This window comes from Caldovatus sediminis (assembly GCF_014644455.1).
Classification (GTDB): domain Bacteria; phylum Pseudomonadota; class Alphaproteobacteria; order Acetobacterales; family Acetobacteraceae; genus Caldovatus; species Caldovatus sediminis.
In genome coordinates, this window is the sequence record NZ_BMKS01000004.1 from 63,505 (window position 1) to 81,132 (window position 17,628).

At 74.6% G+C, this 17,628-nt stretch carries 15 protein-coding genes; 9 read left to right on the forward strand and 6 right to left on the reverse strand.

Translation table 11 applies throughout. The annotated features are described in order from the left end of the window. The first annotated feature begins 51 nt into the window (after nucleotides 1–51). From IEX99_RS07665 to IEX99_RS07680, 4 genes are all read left to right on the forward strand, one after another. Nucleotides 52–1,032 carry a Bug family tripartite tricarboxylate transporter substrate binding protein gene (locus tag IEX99_RS07665; protein WP_188899444.1) on the forward strand — a complete coding sequence of 327 codons (981 nt, stop codon included), beginning with the start codon at nucleotides 52–54 and terminating at the stop codon, nucleotides 1,030–1,032. A gap of 151 nt (nucleotides 1,033–1,183) precedes the next feature. Further along, nucleotides 1,184–2,161, forward strand: coding sequence for a hydroxymethylglutaryl-CoA lyase (locus tag IEX99_RS07670; RefSeq protein WP_188899445.1), 978 nt, complete (start codon nucleotides 1,184–1,186; stop codon nucleotides 2,159–2,161). A 6-nt stretch (nucleotides 2,162–2,167) separates the two neighbouring features. Continuing rightward, nucleotides 2,168–3,331, forward strand: coding sequence for a CaiB/BaiF CoA transferase family protein (locus IEX99_RS07675; protein WP_188899446.1), 1,164 nt, complete (start codon nucleotides 2,168–2,170; stop codon nucleotides 3,329–3,331). A gap of 64 nt (nucleotides 3,332–3,395) precedes the next feature. Continuing rightward, nucleotides 3,396–4,523, forward strand: a complete 1,128-nt coding sequence (locus IEX99_RS07680; protein ID WP_229677871.1) for a zinc-dependent alcohol dehydrogenase family protein — start codon at nucleotides 3,396–3,398, stop codon at nucleotides 4,521–4,523. Between the two features lie 21 nt (nucleotides 4,524–4,544). Here the strand turns inward: IEX99_RS07680 and IEX99_RS07685 are convergent, their stop codons facing one another. Further along, nucleotides 4,545–5,621, reverse strand: a complete 1,077-nt coding sequence (locus IEX99_RS07685; RefSeq protein WP_188899448.1) for an NAD(P)-dependent alcohol dehydrogenase — start codon at nucleotides 5,619–5,621, stop codon at nucleotides 4,545–4,547. Between the two features lie 427 nt (nucleotides 5,622–6,048). Between IEX99_RS07685 and pcaH the strand changes: the two genes are divergently transcribed. Together pcaH and pcaG are read left to right on the forward strand one after the other, a co-directional pair. Beyond that, on the forward strand, nucleotides 6,049–6,762 hold the full coding sequence (gene pcaH, locus IEX99_RS07690; protein ID WP_188899449.1) for a protocatechuate 3,4-dioxygenase subunit beta: 714 nt from the start codon (nucleotides 6,049–6,051) through the stop codon (nucleotides 6,760–6,762). Nucleotide 6,763: 1 nt separating this feature from the next. After that, nucleotides 6,764–7,309 carry a protocatechuate 3,4-dioxygenase subunit alpha gene (gene pcaG, locus IEX99_RS07695; RefSeq protein WP_188899450.1) on the forward strand — a complete coding sequence of 182 codons (546 nt, stop codon included), beginning with the start codon at nucleotides 6,764–6,766 and terminating at the stop codon, nucleotides 7,307–7,309. Between the two features lie 7 nt (nucleotides 7,310–7,316). Here pcaG and IEX99_RS07700 read toward each other — a convergent pair whose 3' ends face one another. The 5 genes from IEX99_RS07700 to IEX99_RS07720 form a co-directional block, all read right to left on the reverse strand. Then, nucleotides 7,317–7,736 carry a Rieske (2Fe-2S) protein gene (locus IEX99_RS07700; RefSeq protein ID WP_188899451.1) on the reverse strand — a complete coding sequence of 140 codons (420 nt, stop codon included), beginning with the start codon at nucleotides 7,734–7,736 and terminating at the stop codon, nucleotides 7,317–7,319. Then, nucleotides 7,736–8,848 (reverse strand): amidohydrolase family protein, encoded by a 1,113-nt coding sequence (locus tag IEX99_RS07705; protein ID WP_188899452.1) that lies wholly within the window; start codon nucleotides 8,846–8,848, stop codon nucleotides 7,736–7,738. The genes IEX99_RS07700 and IEX99_RS07705 overlap by 1 nt, the downstream gene beginning before the upstream one ends. Then, nucleotides 8,845–9,915 carry an amidohydrolase family protein gene (locus tag IEX99_RS07710; RefSeq protein ID WP_188899453.1) on the reverse strand — a complete coding sequence of 357 codons (1,071 nt, stop codon included), beginning with the start codon at nucleotides 9,913–9,915 and terminating at the stop codon, nucleotides 8,845–8,847. Before IEX99_RS07710 ends, IEX99_RS07705 begins: the two co-directional genes overlap by 4 nt. 128 nt (nucleotides 9,916–10,043) lie before the next feature. Then, nucleotides 10,044–12,791 (reverse strand): formate dehydrogenase subunit alpha, encoded by a 2,748-nt coding sequence (gene fdhF, locus IEX99_RS07715; RefSeq protein ID WP_188899454.1) that lies wholly within the window; start codon nucleotides 12,789–12,791, stop codon nucleotides 10,044–10,046. After that, entirely contained in the window at nucleotides 12,788–14,404 is a 1,617-nt protein-coding gene (locus IEX99_RS07720; protein ID WP_229677872.1) for an NADH-ubiquinone oxidoreductase-F iron-sulfur binding region domain-containing protein, read from the reverse strand. Before IEX99_RS07720 ends, fdhF begins: the two co-directional genes overlap by 4 nt. A gap of 299 nt (nucleotides 14,405–14,703) precedes the next feature. Between IEX99_RS07720 and dctP the strand changes: the two genes are divergently transcribed. From dctP to IEX99_RS07735, 3 genes are read left to right on the forward strand one after another with little or no spacing between them, the layout of a single operon-like run. Continuing rightward, nucleotides 14,704–15,723 carry a TRAP transporter substrate-binding protein DctP gene (gene dctP / locus IEX99_RS07725; RefSeq protein WP_188899456.1) on the forward strand — a complete coding sequence of 340 codons (1,020 nt, stop codon included), beginning with the start codon at nucleotides 14,704–14,706 and terminating at the stop codon, nucleotides 15,721–15,723. Beyond that, nucleotides 15,720–16,274 (forward strand): TRAP transporter small permease, encoded by a 555-nt coding sequence (locus IEX99_RS07730; protein ID WP_188899457.1) that lies wholly within the window; start codon nucleotides 15,720–15,722, stop codon nucleotides 16,272–16,274. Before dctP ends, IEX99_RS07730 begins: the two co-directional genes overlap by 4 nt. A 7-nt stretch (nucleotides 16,275–16,281) precedes the next feature. Further along, complete coding sequence (locus IEX99_RS07735) at nucleotides 16,282–17,562, forward strand: TRAP transporter large permease (RefSeq protein WP_188899458.1); 1,281 nt, start codon at nucleotides 16,282–16,284, stop codon at nucleotides 17,560–17,562. Nucleotides 17,563–17,628: the final 66 nt, after the last annotated feature.

The window sequence follows — 17,628 nt, forward strand, 5'->3', positions numbered from 1 at the left end:
CCGAATGCAACCGGCTGGCCTAGCTTGTCGCCGGGAAACCGGAGGATGTCCATGCACCCGCGCCGAACCTTGCTCCTCGCCGCTCCCGGGATCGCCGGGACCACGGTCGCCGCGCGCGCCCAGCCGGGCGGCGCCTATCCGGTGCGGCCGATCCGCATGGTCGTGCCCTTCGCGGCCGGCGGCGCCGCCGACCTCGTGGCCCGCGTGATCGCGCAAGGGATGAGCGAGACGCTGGGCCAGCCCGTCGTGGTCGAGAACCGCGGCGGATCGGGCGGGGTGATCGGGACCGAGGCGGTGCTCGCCGCGCCGGCCGACGGCTACACCATCGCCTTCCACTCCATGTCCTCGGCGGTGCTGAACGCCGGCCTGTACCGCAACCTCAGCTTCGACATCCGCCGCTCCTTCCTGCCGGTCTCGCTGGTCGGCACGGTGCCGAACATCGTCGTCGTCAACCCCCGCGTGCCGGCGCGGAACCTGGAGGAGTTCGTCGCGCTGCTGAAGCGCGAGCCGGGGCGCTACACCTACGCCTCGTCCGGCGCGGGGACGATCGTGCACCTCTCCGCGCACATGCTGGCGCAGATGGTGGGCGCCCAGGTGGTGCACGTGCCCTACCGCGGCTCCGGCCCGGCGATGAACGACCTGATCGCCGGCACGGTGGACTTCATGGTGGACACGCTGCCGACGGTGATCCCCTTCGTGCGCGACGGCAGGCTGCGCGCGCTCGCCGTCACCACGCGCGAGCGCAGCGCCGCGCTGCCGGAGGTGCCGACCGCGGCGGAGGCCGGGCTGCCCGGCTACGAGACCTACAACTGGCACGCCGTCTTCGCCCCCGCGGGCGTGCCGGAGGGCGTGGTCCCGCGCCTCGAGCGCGCGGCGCGCGCGGCGGCGACCACCGGCGCCACGCATCGGCGCCTGGTCGAGGTCGGCGTGGACCCGCGCGGCAGCACGGCGGCGGAGCTGGAGGCGTTCTGGGACGAGCAGCTCCGCCTGTGGATCCCGATCGTGCGCTCCTCCGGCGCGACGGCGGATTGAGGGCTTCGGGACGGGGCCGCGACGGCCGGCCGCGGCGCGGGGGCGCGGGTCTGTCGCGATCGGCGGGGCGCGCTATGCTCGCCCCCGGCGCGCGCGCGGCCGGGGTCGGGGCGGCCGGGCCCCGGGGCGGCAGCAAGGAGAGGCAACAGCGATGTCGGACCGTCCGAAGTTCGTCGAGTTCCGCGAGGAGGGCCCGCGCGAGGGCTTCCAGATCGAGAAGAAGGTCTATCCGCTCGCCGACCGCGTCGCGCTGGTCGAGGCGCTGGCCGAGACCGGGCTGAAGTACATCCAGGTCGCCTCCTTCGTCAGCCCGAAGCACGTGCCGCAGATGGCGGATTCGGAGCAGCTCTTCGCCGCGATCCGGCGCAGGCCCGGCGTGCACTACGCCGGGCTCTGGCTGAACGAGAAGGGCTTCGAGCGGGCGCGGCGGACGCCGAACGTGGACCTCTCGGCGAAGCTGTCGCTCTACGCCTCGGACGCCTTCGCGTGGAAGAACAACGGCTGCTCGGCCGAGGAGATGCGGGAACGGCAGCGCCGCTGGATGGACCTCTACGCCGAGGCCGGGCTGCCGATCGACAACGCCCTGGTGATGGCGGCCTTCGGCTGCAACTACGAGGGCGAGATCCCGCCGGCGCGGGTCGTGGAGCTGGCGCGCTGGACCGACGCGCTGTGCCGCGAGTACGGGCAGAGGCTGCCGCGCTTCTTCCTCGCCGACACCATGGGCTGGGCCAATCCGGACTCCGTCCGCCGCCTGGTCGGCATGGTGCGCGAGGCGCTGCCCGAGGTGCGCATCGGGCTGCACCTGCACGACACGCGCGGCCTCGGCGCGGCCAACGTCCTCGCCGCGCTCGAGATGGGGGTGGACCTGTTCGACAGCTCGGTCGCCGGCCTCGGCGGCTGCCCCTTCGCGAGCCACGGCGATGCCACCGCGGCCGGCAACATCTGCACCGAGGACATGGTCTTCCTCTGCCACGAGCTCGGCATCGAGACCGGGATAGACCTCGAGGCGCTGATCGAGTGCGGGCGCATGGCGGAGCGCATCATCGGCCGCAAGCTCTCGGGCCACCTGATCCACAGCGGCTCGCTCGCGGCCTACCGCCGCGCGCGCCCGGCGAAGGCGGCGGAGTGACGCGGCATGACGGATGACGGCGGCGGCGTGCTCGCGGGCGTGCGCGTCGTCGAGATCGGCCAGGTCCTCTCCGGCCCCTTCGCCGGCGCGATCTTCGCCGATCTCGGCGCCGACGTGATCAAGGTCGAGAAGCCCGAGGGCGGCGACGACGCGCGCCAGATGGGCCCCGCCTTCCGCCACGGCGACGCGCTCAACTTCCACGAGTTCAACCGCGGCAAGCGCTCGGTCGTGCTCGACCTGAAGGCGGAGGCGGGGCGGGAGGCGCTGCACCGGCTGCTCGGGACGGCCGACATCCTGCTGCACAACCTGCGCCCCGGCGCGGCGGAGGCGCTCGGCCTCGGGCCGGAGGAGGTCTGCGCCCGCCACCCGCGGCTGATCTACTGCGCGATGGGCGCCTTCGGCCACAAGGGGCCGCTCCGGCTCCGCCCCGGCTACGAGCCGCTGTTCCAGGCCTTCTGCGGCCTCTCCAGCATCACCGGCGAGCCGGACGGGCCGCCGGTGCGCATGGGCGCCTCGGTGGTGGACCAGGGCACCGGCATGTGGACGGTGATCGGCGCCCTCGCCGCGCTGCAGCGGCGCCACCGCACCGGGCGCGGCGGCGTCGTCAACACCTCGCTGTTCGAGACCGCACTGCTCTGGGCCGGGCAGAAGATCAGCGCCTACGTGAACCAGGGGAAGCTGCCGGAGCGCCACGCCTCGGGCCATCCGAACTTCGTGCCCTACCAGGCCTTCGAGGCGGCCGACGCGCCGATGCTGGTCTGCTGCGGCAACGACCGGCTGTTCGCGAAGTTCGCCGCCGTCGCCGGGCGCCCGGACTGGCCGGAGGACCCGCGCTTCGCCACCAACCGCCAACGCCTCGCCCACAAGGCGGAGCTGCTGGCGCAGATCGCCGCGGTGCTGCGCACCCGCCCGCGCGGGGAGTGGCTGGAGCGGCTGATCGCCGCCGGCGTGCCCTGCGCGCCGATCAACACCATCCCGGAGGTGCTGGCCGAGCCGCAGACCGCGGCGATGGAGATGCTGCAGCCGGTGCCGGGCGAGGACTTCTCCCTCGTCGCCCTGCCGCTCTCCTTCGACGGCGAGCGCCCGCGCATCCGCCGCGTGGCGCCGCGCCTCGGCGAGCACACCGAAGAGGTGCTGGGCGGCACCGGCACCAGGGCGGCCGCCGGGTAGCGCGGCCGGGGACACGGAAGCGCGCGGCCATGCCCGCGCGAAAGGGGGAACGACACCGATGCGCATGAAGGCCGCCATCCTGTTCGAGCAGGGCCGCCCGCGCCCCTACGCGGAGACGAGGCCGCTCGTCGTCGAGGAGGTCGAGCTGGAGGGGCCCGGCCCCGGCGAGATCCTGATCGAGGTCGCCGCCGCCGGCCTCTGCCACTCCGACCTCTCGGCCATCGAGGGCATCCGCCCGCGCCCGCTGCCGATCGTCATCGGGCACGAGGGCGCGGGCATCGTGCGCGAGGTCGGCGCGGGCGTCACCGGCCTCAGGCCGGGCGACCACGTCATCACCGTCTTCGTCGCGAGCTGCGGCGAGTGCCGCTACTGCGTGCGCGGGCGCCCGAACATCTGCGCGAGCGGCTTCGCGGCGCGCTCCGCCGGCACGCTGCTCTCCGGCGCCAGGCGCATCCGCCGGCTCGACGGCACGCCGGTCAACCACGGCAGCGGCCTGTCGCTGTTCGCGCAGTACGCGGTGGTGCACCGCCGCTCCGCGGTCAAGATAGACCCCTCCGTGCCGCTCGAGGACGCGGCGATCTTCGGCTGCGCGGTGATGACCGGCGCCGGCGCGGTGTTCAACACCGCCGGGCTGCGGCCGGGCGAGAACATCGCCGTGGTCGGGCTCGGCGGCGTCGGCATGAACGCGCTGTTCGCCGCGGTGGCGGCGGGGGCGGAGCGGATCGTCGCGGTGGACACCAACCCGGAGAAGCTCGGTCTCGCCCGCCAGTGGGGCGCGACCGACACCTTCCTCGCCACCGACCCCGACTGCGCGAGGAAGGTGCGCGAGGCGACGGAGGGCGGCCTCGACACGGTGATCGAGACCGCGGGCAGCATCCCCGCCATGCAGCTCGCCGCCGCCATCACCGCGCGCGGCGGCAGCACCATCAGCGCCGGCCTGCCGGACGCGAAGGCGACCTTCTCCTACCTGCACGCGGAGCTCGTCACCGACGAACGCTCGCTCCGCGGCAGCTACATGGGAAGCTGCGTCGCCGAGCGCGACATCCCGCGCTTCCTCGGCCTCTACAAGCGCGGCAAGCTGCCGGTGGAGCGGCTGCGCAGCGGCTTCCTCGGGCTCGAGGAGATCAACGCCGGCTTCGACCGCCTCGCGGAAGGCAGCGTGCTGCGGCAGATCCTGCGGCCGAACGCCTGACGCGCCCGGCCGCGGGGGGCGTCAGGGCGTGATCGCCACCTTCAGCACGCCGTCGCGCTGGTGGCTGAACAGGTCGTAGGCCTCCTCGATCTGGTCCAGCCTGAAGCGGTGCGTCACCAGCGGCCGCAGGTCGGCGCGGCCGCTCGCGATCACCTCCATCAGCCGCCGCATCCGCTCCTTGCCGCCGGGGCAGAGCGTGGTGACGATGCGGTGGTCGCCGAGGCCGGCGGCGAAGGCGTCGAGCGGGATGCGCAGGTCGCCGGAATAGACGCCGAGCGAGGAGAGCGTGCCGCCCGGGCGCAGCACGCGCAGGCACGCCTCGAAGGTCGCCTGGGTGCCGAGCGCCTCGATCGCGACGTCCACGCCGCGCCCGTCGGTGATCCGGCGGATCGCCTCCACCGGGTCCTCCTGCGTGAAGTCCACGACGTGATCGGCGCCGAGGCGCTTCGCCACCGCCATCCGCTCCGGCACGCGCTCGACGGCGATGATCGTCGTGGCGCCCATCAGCCTCGCGCCCACCGTGGCGCACAGGCCGATCGGGCCCTGGGCGAAGACCGCCACCGCATCGCCGATGCGGATCGCGCCGCTCTCCGCGCCGCCGAAGCCGGTGGACATGATGTCGGGGCACATCAGCACCTGCTCGTCCGTCAGCCCGTCCGGCACCGGCGCGAGGTTCGCCATCGCGTCGGGCACCCGCACGTATTCCGCCTGGCAGCCGTCTATGGTGTTGCCGAACTTCCAGCCGCCGATCGGCTTCCAGCCGTGCTTCGTCCCCGCCCCGTCCTGCGCGCAGAAGCCGCAGAGGCAGGCGTTGGAATGGCCCGAGGGCGTGATGGCGCCGGCGATGACCCGCTGGCCCTCGCGGTAGCCCTGCACGGCGGAGCCGAGACGCTCGATCACGCCGACCGGCTCGTGGCCGATGGTCAGCCCCTTCGCCACCGGATACTCGCCCTTGAGGATGTGGACGTCGGTGCCGCAGATCGTCGTCGTGGTGATGCGCAGCAGGGCGTCCAGGGGCCCCACCTCCGGAATGGGCTTCTCCTGGAGCTGGATGCGGCCGGGCTCGACGAACACGGCGGCTTTCATGGTGCGCGGCATGGCCGGTCTCCTCCTGGTCGGGGCGGCATGGGGAGGCACCGCGCTCGGGGATGCCTTGATCCACCGCAAGGCCTGAAGGCCGCGCGCCGGCTACTCGCGCGGAAGCGGTGCGGGCCGGCGCGCCCGGGCAAGGGCTGGAGCCGGGGGCGGACGCCCGTGCGCTCCCCGCGGCGGCGCAGCAATCTCCGCCGGTCCGCCCGAGGTGCCTTTGCGCGAAGGGCCGATGAGAGGACCTCTGCCCGCTCGAATTCCCCGCCCGCCCCCGGCGGCGAGGCGTCACGGCCCGGCCGGCCCCGCGGCGATCGGGGCCGCGCCGCGGGCGCCGATCCCCGTTGGCAGACGTGCGGCGCGGCCGCAAGCATCTTGGACCGCCGCCCCCGTTCCGAGGTCGCCCGCAGGTGACCGCGCTACCGCAAGGAGCCCGAGCATGACCGACCCCATCGGCTACCGCCGGCCCGACCCGGCCACGCAGCCGCCCTACGACGTGCCGGCCTATGGCAGCACGCACCACCGCCACCCGAAGCAGGCGCCGGTGCGGGTGCCGCACACCCTCACCGAGGTCAGCGGCCCGCGCTTCTCGCCCGCCTGGTACGCGCCGCATGCCGACCTCTCGACGCTGAACGGCAAGGCGGCGCTCGGCGAGCGCATCATCGTCGCCGGCCGCGTGCTGGACGAGGACGGCCGCCCGGTGCGCGGCGCGATGGTCGAGGTCTGGCAGGCGAACGCCGCCGGCCGCTACCACCACCCCGGCGACCAGCACGACGCGCCCCTCGACCCGAACTTCCTCGGCCGCGGGCGGGTCTTCACCGACGAGGAGGGGAACTACCGCTTCACCACCATCCGCCCCGGCGCCTATCCCTGGCGGAACCATCCCAACGCCTGGCGGCCGGTGCACATCCACTACTCGCTGTTCGGCGCGGGCTTCGCGCAGCGGCTGATCACCCAGATGTACTTCCCGGGCGACCCGCTGCTCGCCTACGACCCGATCTTCCTGAGCACGGCGGACGAGGCGGCGCGCAACCGGCTGATCGCCCGGTTCGACCTCGACATCACCGAGCCGGAATGGGCGCTGGGCTATCGCTTCGACATCGTGCTGCGCGGCCGCGAGGCCACGCCCTTCGAGAACGACGGAGCGCACTGACATGACCGCCGCGACCGCCAGCCAGACGGCGGGGCCATACTGGCACCTGATCGACTTCCCCGAATGGGCCGACCTGCTGCGGGCCGACGGGCCGAACGCGGGCGTCACCGGCGGCGAGCGCATCGTGCTCACCGGCCGCGTCACGGACGGCCAGGGCGCGCCCGTCGCGGACGCCATGGTCGAGATCTGGCAGGCCGACCCCGAGGGCCGCTACGACGGCGCCTTCCACGGCTTCGGCCGCTGCGGCACCGATGCGGACGGCATGTTCCGCTTCGTCACCCTGAAGCCCGGCCCGGTGCCGGGCCGCGGCAACCAGACGCAGGCGCCGCACGTGGTGCTCTCGATCTTCGCGCGCGGGCTGCTGAAGCAGCTCGTCACGCGGCTCTACTTCGCCGGCGAGGCGCTGAACGAGAACGACCCGGTCCTGCAGGCGATCGAGCCGGCGCGCCGCGGCACGCTGATCGCGCGCCGGACCGCGGCGCCCGGCGAATGGCGCCTCGACATCCGGCTGCAGGGCGAGGGCGAGACCGTCTTCCTCGACGTCTGAGGGCGCGCTACGCCTCCACCACCACGTAGTCGTCCTCGACCCGCACCGGGAAGGTCTCCACCACGTAGGGGCCTTCCCGGAGCGCCGCGCCGCGCTCGACCCGCGCCGGGAAGGCGCGGACGCGGGTGCGGTCCGGGTCGTGCCAGGACCTGCCGGTGCGGATGTCGAACTCCCACTGGTGCCAGGGGCAGCGCAGGATCTCGCCCTTGCGCCCGTAGCGGAACACGCCCGGCTCGTCGCTCTCGACCAGGCCGCAGAGCTTGCCCTCCGAGAGCCGCCCGCCCTGGTGCGGGCAGCGGTCGAGCAGGGCGAAGAACTCGCCGCCGAGGTTGAACACGACGATGCGCCGGCCCTGGCCGGCCTCCACCACCTTGCGCGCGCCGGGCGGGATCTCCGCCGCCGGCGCCACCACGTAGCGCGCCGCCATCAGGCCGCCGGCATGCCGTAGAGCGCGCGCGCGTTGGCGCCGAAGATGTCGCGCCGCCGCTCCGGCGGGATGAAGGCGGGGAGGGCGGTGCGCGGGTCGTCGAAGTCCCAGTGCGGGTAGTCGCTGGCGTAGAGGATGCGGTCCCAGCCGATCCACTCCATCACGTCGAGCAGGTGCTCGGGCCGCTCCGGCTCGTCCATCGGCTGGGTCGAGACGTGGAAGTGCTCGCGCAGGTACTCCGAGGGGGCGCGCCGCAGGTGCGGCACCTCGTCCTTCAGCTTCCGCCAGTGCTGGTCGAGCCGCCAGCCGACCGAGGGGATCCAGGCGAAGCCGCACTCGATCATCAGGATCCTGAGGCTCGGGAAGCGCTCGAACACGCCCTCGACGATCAGGCTGATGACCTGGGACTGGCAGGAGGTGGCGTGCTCGCTCACCTCCTCGATGTAGAAGCTCGGCCAGCCGCCGTTGGTCATCGCCCAGCCGGAGTAGCCGAAGGCGTGGAAGGCGACCGGCAGCCCGGCCTCGCAGGCGGCCTCGTAGATCGGCCAGTAGCGCTTGCGTCCCAGCGGCTCGGCGGTGCGGCTCATCAGCAGCACCTGGACGAAGCGGCGGTCGCCGGCGCGGCGGCGGATCTCGCGCGCGGACGCCTCGCCGTCCTCGTAGGGCACGACGACGGAGGCGCGCAGCCGCGGCTCGTCCCTGAGCCAGCGCTCGAGCTGCCACTCGTTCACCGCGTAGGCCATGGCGGCGCTGAAGGCGTCGTTCTGGTCGCCCTGGCCGGAGGGCTGCAGCGGGTTGAGCACGCCGATGTCGATGCCGTGGAAGTCGAGGTGCTGGGCGCGCAGGAAGTCGAGGTCGGAGGCCGGCACCTTGCCGGGCGGCCAGGCGTCGCGCCGGCTCGCGAGCGGCGCCGCCTTGGGGAAGGGATAGCCCTTGGCGAAGCCGTGCCGCGGCCGGATGCCGTAGGTCGAGAGCCGGTGCCACATCTCCGCCGAGAGCCAGGGCCGGTACTCCTCCAGGCTCAGCGGCCGCGGGTGGATGTCGCAGTCGAACAGGCCGAGCGTCGCGACGGCGGGACGCCCGGGCGCCGCGATGGGGCGGACGACGTTCATGACGGCACTCCCTCCTCCCGCAGCCGCGCATAGGTGGCGAGCGGGTTGTCCACCATGATCCTCGGCAGCAGATCGGCCGGCAGGCCGGGCGGCGCGACGGCGTCGCCGTCGAACTGCCAGTGCGGCCAGTCCGAGGCCCAGAGCAGCAGCTCGTCCGAGCGCAGGTGGTCGAGCAGCCGGCGCACCAGGTCGGGATCGTCGGGCGCGTCGAAGGGCTGCACCGTCAGGCGCACGTGGTCGCGCACGATCTCGGCCGGCGGCCGGTCCACCCAGGGCACCTCGAAGCGCACGCCCTTCCAGGTCTTGGTCAGGCGCCAGAGGAAGGGCGGCAGCCAGCTCACGCCGGATTCGAGCAGCACCACCCTGAGGCCCGGGAACTTGGCGAAGACGCCCTCGGTCACCAGGCTCGCCAGCGTGCTCTGGAAGCCCTGCTGGTGCGCGGCGTAGTCCTCCAGGTACCAGGAGGGCCAGCCGACCGAGGTCACCGGATGGCGGTAGGCGCTGCCGGCGTGGATCGCGAGCGGCAGGCCGTGCCGCTCCAGCGCCGCATAGACCGGCCAGAAGGTCCGGCGGCCCGCCGGGACCTCGCCCATCGCCAGGATCATCCCCTGCACGAAGCGCCGGTCCGGGGCGAGGCGCTCGATCTCCTCCACCGCGTGCTCCGGGCTCGCCATCGGCAGCACGATGGAGGCGCGCAGGCGCGGGTCGCGGTCCAGCCACTCGGCGCGCACCCAGTCGTTCAGCGCGCGCGCGAAGGCGGCGGACATGTCCTCGCTGAAGGGGAGCTGCACCGGGAAGAGGCAGTTGAGGATGCCGATGTCGGCGCCGAAGCGGTCGAGCGCCTCGGTCCGGAGCTGCGCCAGGGTGGCGCCGGCGCGCCCGCCCGCGGGGCGCCAGTCGGCGCGCGCGGTGATCGGCGCGTTGGGCGGGTAGGAGGCGCTCTCCAGCGCCTCCATCCCGCGGTCCTCGACGCTGTCGCGCCAATAGGGCTCGAGATGGGGCGCGAGGGCGGCGAAGCCGGTCACCGCGGGGTGCAGGTCGCAGTCAATCGCGCGGGGCCGTGGCACGACCGGGACCTCCTCCTTCGCCGGGGCCGGCCCGGCGCGCCCCTACCATCGCGGGAAGCGGCCCTTCGGGCAATGGGCGAGGCCGTCGCGGCCGGTCGGGCCGGGCCGGCCCGCCCCCCGCCGCGCCGTCAGGCGGGCTCGACCCGCGCCGCGCAGTACTTGAAGCCGGGGATCCTGCCGAAGGGATCGAGCCGCGGATCGGTCAGCAGGTTCGCCGCCGCCTCGCGGTAGGCGAAGGGGATGAACACCATCCCTTCCGGCACGCCCGGGTCCTCGCGCGCCGCGCACTCGATCGCGCCGCGCCGCGTCGTCACGCGCAGCCGCGCGCCGGGGGCGAGGCCGAGCCGGCGCAGCTCCGCCGGCGCGAGCGAGGCGGTCGGCCCCGGCTCCAGCGCGTCCAGCACCGCGGCGCGCCGGGTCATGGCGCCGGTGTGCCAGTGTTCCAGCTCGCGGCCCGTGCTGAGGACGAAGGGGAAGTCCGCGTCCGGCATCTCGCCCGGATCGGAGAGGCCGGCGGGCACCAGGCGCGCGCGGCCGTCCGCGGTGGGGAAGCGGTCGCGGAAGACGATCTCCTCGCCGGGCGAGTCGGGGGCGGGGCAGGGATAGACGACGCTGCCCTCCCGCTCCAGCCGCTCCCAGGTGATGTGGGCGAGGGAGGGCATGGCCCGCGCCATCTCGGCGAAGACCTCGCGCGGATGCGCGCAGGACCAGTCGAGGCCGAGGCGGCGCGCCATGTCCACGATGATGGCGAGGTCCTGCCGCGCCTCGCCGGGCGGCGCCACCGCCTTGCGGCCCATCTGCACCTGGCGGTTGGTGTTGGTGACGGTGCCGTCCTTCTCCGGCCAGGCGGAGGCGGGCAGCACCACGTCGGCGAGCGCCGCGGTCTCGGTCAGGAACAGGTCCTGCACGACCAGGTGCTCGAGGCGGGCGAGCCCGGCGCGCGCATGCGCCGCGTCGGGGTCGGACATCGCCGGGTTCTCGCCCATGATGTACATGCCGCGGATCTCGCCGCGCTCCGCCGCGTGCAGGATCTCGACCACGGTCAGGCCGGGGTCGGGATCGAGCCGCGCGCCCCACAGATCCTCGAGGAAGGCCCGCGCCGCCGCGTCGTCCGTGCGGCGGTAGTCCGGGAACATCATCGGGATGAGGCCGGCGTCGGACGCGCCCTGCACGTTGTTCTGGCCGCGCAGCGGATGCAGCCCCGTCCCCGGCCGCCCGACCTGGCCGCAGAGCAGGGCCAGCGCGATCAGCGCGCGCGCGTTGTCGGTGCCGTGCACCGACTGGCTGATCCCCATGCCCCAGAGGATCAGCGCCGCCCGCGCCCGCGCGTAGAGCCGCGCGACGCGGCGGAGCTGCGCCGCCGGCACGCCGCAGACGCGCTCCATCGCCTCCGGGCCGTAGGCGGCGAGGTGCGCGCGCAGCGCCTCGAAGCCCTCGACGCGGGCGGCGACGAACTGGCGGTCGTAGAGCCCCTCGGTCACGACCACGTGCAGCAGGGCGTTGAGCAGCGCGACGTCGCTGCCCGGCGCGAAGCGCAGCACCTCTGTGGCGAAGCGGTCGAGGCCGTTGCCGCGCGGATCGGCCACCACCAGGGTGGCGCCGCGGCGCGCGGCGTCCTTGAGGAAGGTCGCGGCGACCGGATGGTTCTCGGTCGGCCGGGCGCCGATGACGAGGATCAGGTCGGCGTCCTTCGCCGCGGTGAAGGGCGCGGTGACGGCGCCGGAGCCGATCCCCTCCAGCAGCGCCGCGACCGAGGCGGCGTGGCAGAGCCGCGTGCAGTGGTCCACGTTGTTCGTGCCGAAGCCGGTGCGCACCAGCTTCTGGAACAGGTAGGCCTCCTCGTTCGAGCCCTTGGCCGAGCCGAAGCCGGCCAGCGCGCGCGGCCCGTGGGTGTCGCGGATGCGCGCGAGGCCGGCGGCGGCGCGCGCCATCGCCTCCTCCCAGCTCGCCTCGCGGAACTTCGCCCGCGCGCGGGCGGGGTCGAGACAGTCGGCCGGGTCCTTCGCCGCGCCCTCGATGCGGACCAGCGGCCGCGTCAGGCGATCCGGATGCGCGACGTAGTCGAAGCCGAACCGGCCCTTGACGCAGAGGCGGTTGCGGTTGGCCGGCCCGTCCCGCCCGACCACCTCGACGAGCCGGTTCCCGCGCACGCGGAAGCCGACCTGGCAGCCGACGCCGCAATAGGGGCAGACGCTCGCCACCTCGCGCTCCGCCGGCGCGCCGCGGCGGCCCGTCCCGTCGAGCACGCTCCTCGGCAGCAGCGCGCCGGTCGGGCAGGCCTGCACGCATTCGCCGCAGGCGACGCAGGAGGAGGCGCCCATCGGGTCGAGCAGGTCGAAGGCCACCGTCACGCCGATGCCGCGGCGCGCCAGGCCGATGACGTCGTTGTGCTGCACCTCGCGGCAGGCGCGCGCGCAGAGGCCGCAGGCGATGCAGGCGTCGAGCTGCACCGCCATCGCCGGATGCGACAGGTCGGGCGCGGGGCGCGCCTCCTCCGCCGGGAAGCGCGATGCGGCCACGCCGAGCCTCGCCGCCCAGCGCGCGAAGCCGCCGGTCGCGTCGCGCGCCGCCGCGTCCGGCTGGTCGGCGAGCAGCAGCTCGAACACCATCCGCCGCGCGTGCCGCGCCCGCCCGCTCGCCGTGCGCACCGCCATCCCCGGCGCCGGGGCGCGGATGCAGGAGGCGGCGAGCACGCGCTCGCCCTCGATCTCCACCAGGCAGGCGCGGCAATTGCCGTCCGGCCGGTAGCCCGGGCGCGGCAGGTGGCAGAGATGCGGGATCTCGACGCCGAGGCGCGTCGCCGCCTCCCAGATCGTCTCGCCGGGCGCGGCCTCCACCTCCCGGCCGTCGAGGGTGAAGCGGATCGCATCGGTCACGGCACCGCCTCCGGGAAGAAGCGCAGCACGGACAGCACCGGGTTCATCGCCGCCTGGCCGAGGCCGCAAATCGAGCCGTCCGCCATTGCCGCCGCCAGCTCCTCGAGCAGCGCGCGGTCCCAGCGCGGCGCCTCGAGCAGCCGCGCCGCCTTCGCCGTGCCGACGCGGCAAGGGGTGCACTGCCCGCAGGATTCGTCGCGGAAGAAGCGCACCAGGTTGCGCACCGCCGCGGCGAGGTCGTCGCGGTCGGACAGCACGACCACGGCGCCCGAGCCGACGAAGCAGCCGTGCGGCTCCAGCGTGCCGAAGTCGAGCGGCAGGTCGGCCATCGCCGCCGGCAGGATGCCGCCGGAGGCGCCGCCCGGCAGGTAGGCGACGAAGCGGTGGCCCTCCGCCATGCCGCCGCAGAACTCCTCGATCAGCTCCCGCGCCGTGACCCCGGCCGGCGCCGCCACCACGCCGGGGCGGCGCACGCGGCCGGAGACGCTGAACAGCCGCTTGCCGCCGCGCCCGCGCCGGCCCGCGCCGGCGAAGCGGGCGGCGCCGTCCGGCGTGCCGAGGATCTCCGGCAGCCACCACAGCGTCTCGACGTTGTGGATCAGCGTCGGGCGGCCGAACAGGCCGCGCTCGCCGGGGTAGGGGGGCTTGTGGCGCGGGTAGCCGCGCCTGCCCTCCAGGCTCTCCAGCAGCGCCGTCTCCTCGCCGCAGACGTAGGCGCCGGCGCCGCGGCGCAGGTGGATGGCCGTGCCGGCCGCCATCCCCTCCGCCTGCAGCGCGGCGATCTCGGCCGCGAGGTCGAGGCGCAGCTCCGCGTACTCGTCGCGCAGGTAGATCCAGCACGCCTCCGCCCCGATCGCGTGCGCGGCGAGGAGCATGCCTTCGAGCACCCGCCGCGGCTCGCGTTCCAGGCAGTCGCGGTCCTTGAAGGTGCCCGGCTCGCCCTCGTCGGCGTTGACCACGACGTGCCGCGGCCCCGGATGGGCGAGCACCGCGCGCCACTTGCGCGCCGCCGGGAACCCGGCGCCGCCGAGGCCGCGCAGGCCCGACGCCTCGACCGCCGCCAGCATCGCCTCGCGCGTCAGCCGCCCCTCGCGCGCCGCGCGCAGCACCGACCAGCCATAGGGGGGCAGGGGCGCCCGCGGCGGCCGCGGCACGCCATGCGCGGCGGCGCCCGCGACCGAGGCGGGCGTGGCGCGCTCGACCCGGCCGGCCACGGCGCCGTGCTCGACGCTGACGGCCGGCGCGCGGTGGCAGGCGCCCATGCAGGGCGCGGGGACCACGCGCGCCCCGGCGGGCGTGTCGGCACGCAGCGCGGCGAGCAGTTCCTCCGCCCCGGCCATGGCGCAGGGCAGGCCGTCGCAGACGCGGATCGTGACCGGCGGCGGCGCCGGGGCGTCGTCCTCGACGATGTCGAAATGCGCGTAGAAGCTCGCCACCTCGAACACCTCGACCGGGGCGAGGCGCAGCAGCGCGGCGAGCGCGACGAGACGGCCGGCGCGCAGGCAGCCCTCGCGGTCCTGGATGGCGTGCAGGTGCTCGATCAGCAGATCGGGGCGGAGCGGCAGGTCGCCGAGCAGGGCCGCCACCGCGGCGCGCGCCTCGGGCGTCGCCACGCGCCCGCGCGGGCCGGGCCGCGGGGGGCGGCGCGCCTGCCCGTCACCGGCCGGTGAGGGAGCGGCGGCCTTGCCGCGCATGGTCGTTCCTCCTGCCTCGGTTCGTTGCGCGCCGCGACGGCGCGGGCCATCAAGGTAGTATGCGCCCGGCGCGGTGCAAACGAGGCGGCGCGAACGGCGGGCACGGCGCGTGCGGGCCGGCGCGTCCGCCGTTGACCCCGGAAGCCGCCTCGCCCAAACCTGCGCCGGAACGGACCCTGTGCGGCATCGCCGCCGCAACCCTCCGGGAGAACGACGCCATGCCGAGCCGCCGCGGCCTCCTCCTCGCCGCCCTGCCGGGCGCCGCCATCCTCGCCGCGCCGGCGCTGCTCCGCGCCGCGCGGGCGCAGGGCGCGCCGGCGACCATGCGCCTCTCGCACCAGTTCCCGCCGGCGCACCACAACGCCCGCGTCATCGCCGCCTTCGCCGAGGACGTGGCGCGGCGCTCGGGCGGCAGCGTGCAGGTGCAGGTCTTCCCCGCCGAGCAGCTCGCCAAGGCGGGCGAGAACTTCCCTGGCGTCGCGCGCGGTGCCTTCGAGGCGGCGGCGGCGGTGAACTTCCAGTGGGGCACCACCATCCCGGAGATGAACGCCCCGACCATCCCCTACCTCTTCACCGACCTCCCGCGCATCCGCAGGTTCATCGCCGGCTCGGAGGCGGCGAAGTTCCTCGAGGGCCTGCTGGAGCGGCGCCAGGTGCGCAACCTGATGTGGCTCTACACGACGCGGATGAGCATCTTCACCTCCAACCGCAAGCCGATCGTCTCGGTCGAGGATTTCCGCGGCCTCAAGATCCGCGGCCTCAACCCGCTGACCGACCATGCGCTGACCGCGGTGGGGGCCGCGCCCTCGGCCATGCCGGGGCCCGAGGTGCCACAGGCGCTGCAGTCGGGCGTGCTCGACGCCGGCCTCACCGACGTCTCCGCCGCCGTCTCGCGCCGCTTCTACGAGATCCAGCGCTACGGCACCGTCGCGCCCTACTTCGCCGTCATCAGCCATGTCTACGTCAACCCGCGCTGGTGGAACGGCCTGCGGCCGGAGCAGCGCCAGGCGATCGAGGCCGCCGCGCGCCAGGCGGAGCAGGACCAGATCGGCGTCACCGAGGAGACCGCCGCCGCCGCGGTCGGCGAGCTGCGCGCCAAGGGCATGACCATCCACGAGCAGACGCCGGAGGAGGCCGAGGCGTGGAAGGCCCGCATGCAGCCGCCGGTGATGGAGGCGTTCCTCCGCCTCGCGCCGGAGAACGGGCGGCGCGTGCTCGAGCTGATGCAGGCGCTGTGAGGGCGGCGACGGCGGCGCTGGAGCGTCTCGCGGCCTTCGCGGCGCGGCTCGCGGCCGCCCTCGCCGCGGTCGCGACGGGGCTGTGCCTGGTGCTGATCTGCGGGTCGGTCGCGGCGCGCTACCTGTTCGGCATGCCGCAGCCCTGGATCGACAAGACGGCGGGCTGGCTGGTGGTGGCCCTGGTCCTGCTTGGCGCGCCCGAGGCGCAGCGGCGCTTCGAACACATCGGGGTGGACGTGCTCGTCAACCGCGCCGGCCCGCGCCTCGCGCGGTGCACGCGCCTGCTCGGCGTGCTGGCGGTGGCCGTGGTCGCGGCGGTCCTGCTCGACGCCGGCATCGAGGCGGTGGCGTTCGGGCGCCTCGTCGGCCTGATGACCGACGTCGAGGGCGTGCCGCAGTGGTGGATCCACGCCCTGCTGCCGACCGGCGCGGCGGTGCTGTTGCTGGTCGCGCTGGTCCAGGCGCTCGCCCTGCTGACCGGGCGCGAGCCGCCCCACCTGCCGCGCCGCGGGGAGGCGATCCCGCGCGACACCCTGGTGCGCGGGGAGTAGCGCGGGCGTGACCTTCCTGCTGCTGCTCGCGGCGCTGATCGCGCTGCTCTATCTCGGCCTGCCGATGTTCGCGGCGCTGTTCCTGCTGCCGCTCGCGGTGCTGCTGTGGACCGAGGGCGGCGTGCCGGCGCTCGGCGAGCTGGTGGTCGGCAAGCTCGACGGCTACCTGCTGGTCGCCATCCCGCTGTTCCTCCTGATGGCGCATATCATGGTGCGCGGGCGGGTGGTGGATGACCTCTACGCCGCCGCCTTCGCGCTGCTGCGGCGGGTGCGCGGCGGCGTCGGCATCGCCACGGTCGCGGCCAGCACCGTCTTCGCCGCGATCAGCGGCTCCTCGGTCGCCACCGCGCTGACGGTGGGCAAGATCGCCATCCCGCAGATGCTGCGCTACGGCATGTCGCGCCGCGGCGCCTTCGGCGTGGTGGCGGGGGGCGGCACGCTCGGCATCCTGATCCCGCCCTCGGCGCCGATGGTGCTCTACGCCTACGTGACGGAGAGCTCGGTCGGCGCGCTGTTCCTCGCCGGCGTGGTGCCGGGGCTGATGATGGCGGCGATGTTCGCGGCCTGGGTCTTCCTCACCGAGGGCCACGCCAAGGCGCCGCCCGGCGACCCGCCGCCGGCGCGCGCCGCCGTCGCGCTGCGCCGCGCCGGCTGGAGCCTGAGCCTGCCGGCCTTCGTCCTCGGCGGCATCTACTTCGGCGTCTTCACCGCCACCGAGGCGGCGGGCACGGGCACGCTCTGGGCGCTTCTCGTCGCGGCGCTGGTCTACCGGGCGCTCGGCCTGCGCGACCTGCTCGACGGCGTGCAGGAGGCGACGCGCACCTCGGCGATGCTGCTGATGATCATCGCCGGCGCCGCGATCTACGGCTACATGCTGACCAAGCTGCGCGTGCCGCAGGAGCTGGTGGCGCTGGTCGCCGATCTCGGTCTCGGGCCGGTCGAGTTCCTGGTGGCGATGATGGTGCTGCTGTTCCTGCTCGGCCTGGTGCTGGAGAGCTTCTCCATCATCCTCCTCACCATGCCGGCGATCCTGCCGGTGATGGCGGAGCTCGGCATCGACAAGGTATGGTACGGGGTGCTGCTGACGCTCAGCCTGGAGATGGCGCTGATCACGCCCCCGGTGGCGTTGAACCTGATGGTGATCAAGGCGATCAGCGGCGCCTCGATCGGCGAGGCGAGCCGCAGCGTCCTGCCCTACATGGTGATGCTGGCCATCGGCACGGCGCTGCTGATCGCCTTCCCGGGCATCGCGCTCTGGCTGCCGCGCCAGGCCGGCTACGCGGGCTGAGCGCCGTCCTCGCGCGGGGGGGTGGCGCCCGCCCCCCGCCGCGCGGCCCGCTGCGCGCGTGGCGCG